This window comes from Algoriphagus sp. (genome assembly GCF_024642405.1).
GTDB lineage: Bacteria > Bacteroidota > Bacteroidia > Cytophagales > Cyclobacteriaceae > Algoriphagus.
Genome location: NZ_JAHEBC010000459.1, coordinates 1 through 2,714 on the forward strand (window position 1 = coordinate 1; position 2,714 = coordinate 2,714).

Below are 2,714 nucleotides of genomic sequence, written 5' to 3' on the forward strand. Positions count from 1 at the left end.
ACTGATTCTTGAAAGTTGTCTAGGTTCGAAATATTTATTTCTTTCCTCCTTCGGCAGCTGAGGATTAATCCAATCTACTTTTTTATATACTTTACAGGAAAAACAAGAGAATAAAATTCATAAGGTTATTAAATTCTTCATTATTGTTAAATTAATAGTTTCAAAACCTTTTTTAACTATGCTTCTCAAAACCAATGTTTTACCTTTCCAAAGCAACAAACTTAATTTGCATTATCCTCCATATACAATATAATAGTTTCTTATTTTCTCATTAAACGATTAAAATTCTTATTAGAAAATACTAATCCAAAAAATTTAAATTTGATGACGATTATTTGTAAATTAAGTGTTGCTACATAGTTATTTTTTTTCATAATTATAAAATACTTTAATAAAAATTTTTTATAACTTAACAACATTAAATTACCTCAAATGACCATTAAGAAGTTAAACATTCTGGTTTTACTGCCGCTTATTGCCTTTTTATTTTCTTGCCAAGAAAAAAATCAGGTTGGTAATTCCTTGAATGGGATTGATCAAGTCAGCTACAATTTTCATGTTAGGCCCATTCTTTCTGACAAGTGTTTTGCCTGTCATGGACCAGATGCCAATAAAAGGGAAGCTGATTTAAGGTTGGATACAGAAGAAGGAGCTTTCAGAGCGTTAAAAGAAAGTCCAGGAAAATTTGCACTTGTATCAGGTAGTCTAGAAGAGTCTGAAGTATACCATCGAATTATATCCGAAGACCCTGGAGAACTTATGCCTCCCCCTGAGTCAAATTTGTCTCTTTCAGAGAATGAAATTGAATTGATTAAAGAATGGATTAAACAAGGGGCAGAATATGAACCCCATTGGGCATTTACAAGAGCTGAAAAGCCTAATCTTCCATCAAAAAATGATTGGTCAAAAAATGAAATCGATCTTTTTGTTTATCAAAAAATGAAATCGAATGGATTGGAGCCCAATCCAATGGCGAAACCTCACGAATTAATCAAAAGAGCTAGTCTTGATTTGACTGGCCTACCACCAAGTCCTGAAATAATAGATCGATTTGGGAATTTTAATGGAGAAAATACATACGAGGATTTATTAGATGGTCTATTGGCCAATCAGGCTTTTGGGGAAAAATTAGCTGTTCTATGGATGGATATTTCCAGATATTCAGATAGTTATGGTTACCAAGATGACAATATTCGTAGCCAATGGCCCTATAGAGATTGGGTGATTCATGCTTTTAATGAAAACATGCCTTATGATCAATTTGTGACTTGGCAACTTGCCGGTGATTTATTACCTAATGCTACAAAAGAACAAATCCTGGCAACAGCATTTAACAGAAATCATAAATACACTGAGGAAGGTGGAGTTATTGATGAAGAGTATAGAATAGAGTATGTTTTAGATAAAACGAACACCTTTAGTAAGGGATTATTGGGAATAACAATGGAATGTGCCCAATGTCATGATCACAAATACGACCCGTTTTCACAGAAAGAGTATTATGAGCTTTTTGCCTTTTTCAACAATACCCCCGAGAAGGGTTTTGAAGGAGATGTCTCAATATCCAAACCTGCAAAAACGCCCGTATTATGGGTTGATCAACAAGATCTTTCAGGCATTATGAGTTTCATAAATTACCAAGATACTTCCAAATTGAGTGTCTCAGTTATGGGTGAACTTGAGGGAGAAGATAAAAGAACTACTTATATTCTTGACAGAGGAGTATATGATGCGCCGTCTATACCTGTTTCTGCATCCACCCCATCTTCTATTTTAGAATTCCCGAAAGACTTGGAAGCTGATAGGCTAGGTTTGGCGAAATGGGCTACAGACAGGGAAAACCCTTTAACAGCTAGAGTTTTTGTAAACTTAATCTGGCAAGAAATTTTCGGGACTGGGATTGTAAAATCTGCCGGAGATTTTGGAATGCAAGGTGATTTGCCAAGTCATCCCGAACTTCTTAATTGGCTTGCGGTTGATTTTATGGAAAATGGATGGGATATTAAAAGACTTCTTAAACAAATTCTAAGTTCTTCAACCTATCAGCAATCTGCAGAAATAACAAAAGATCATTTAAAAAAAGATCCTGAGAATATTTATTTAGCAAGAGCTCCAAGATTAAGATTATCCGCTGAGAATATTCAGGATTTAGTGCTTGCTAGTAGCGGACTATTACAGCAAGAGCTTGGAGGACCTAGTGTGAAGCCATATCAACCTGAAGGAGTTTGGGAGGCTGCAACATCAGGTAGAGGAGTTTTGGCAACTTATATACAGGATACCGGAAAAAGTCTTTATAGAAGAGGTCTCTATAACTTTATAAAATTAACTGTTCCGCCACCAAAGGCTATCATTTTTGATTCAAGTAACAGAGACCAATGTGAAGTGGGTCGAGGAAGAACCAATACTCCCCTACAAGCATTGGTGATGTTAAATGATCCAATGATTTTGGAAGCATCAAGAGTTTTGGCAATGAATCTTGCCACTAATTATCAAGACAATTCAGAAGCATTGGAAATGGCTTTTAAGAGAATACTTTGTAGAGGAATGAAGTCAGAGGAAGCGGATTTACTTGAAGAATATTTTGAAGATCAATTAGATAGGTTTGAACAAAATAAAGATCAGATAAAGCCTACTTTGGAAGTTGGAGAATATCCAATAGACCCTTCTCAGGAAAACGCCAGATCTGCAGCATTAATGCAGGTAATAGTTAGTTT

General features: G+C 35.1%; 1 protein-coding gene. It reads left to right on the forward strand.

The window, feature by feature from the left end:
* Nucleotides 1–432: 432 nt before the first annotated feature.
* Nucleotides 433–2,714 (forward strand): PSD1 and planctomycete cytochrome C domain-containing protein (locus tag Q0L68_RS19325; protein ID WP_296705885.1); only part of this gene is annotated, 2,282 nt, incomplete at its 3' end.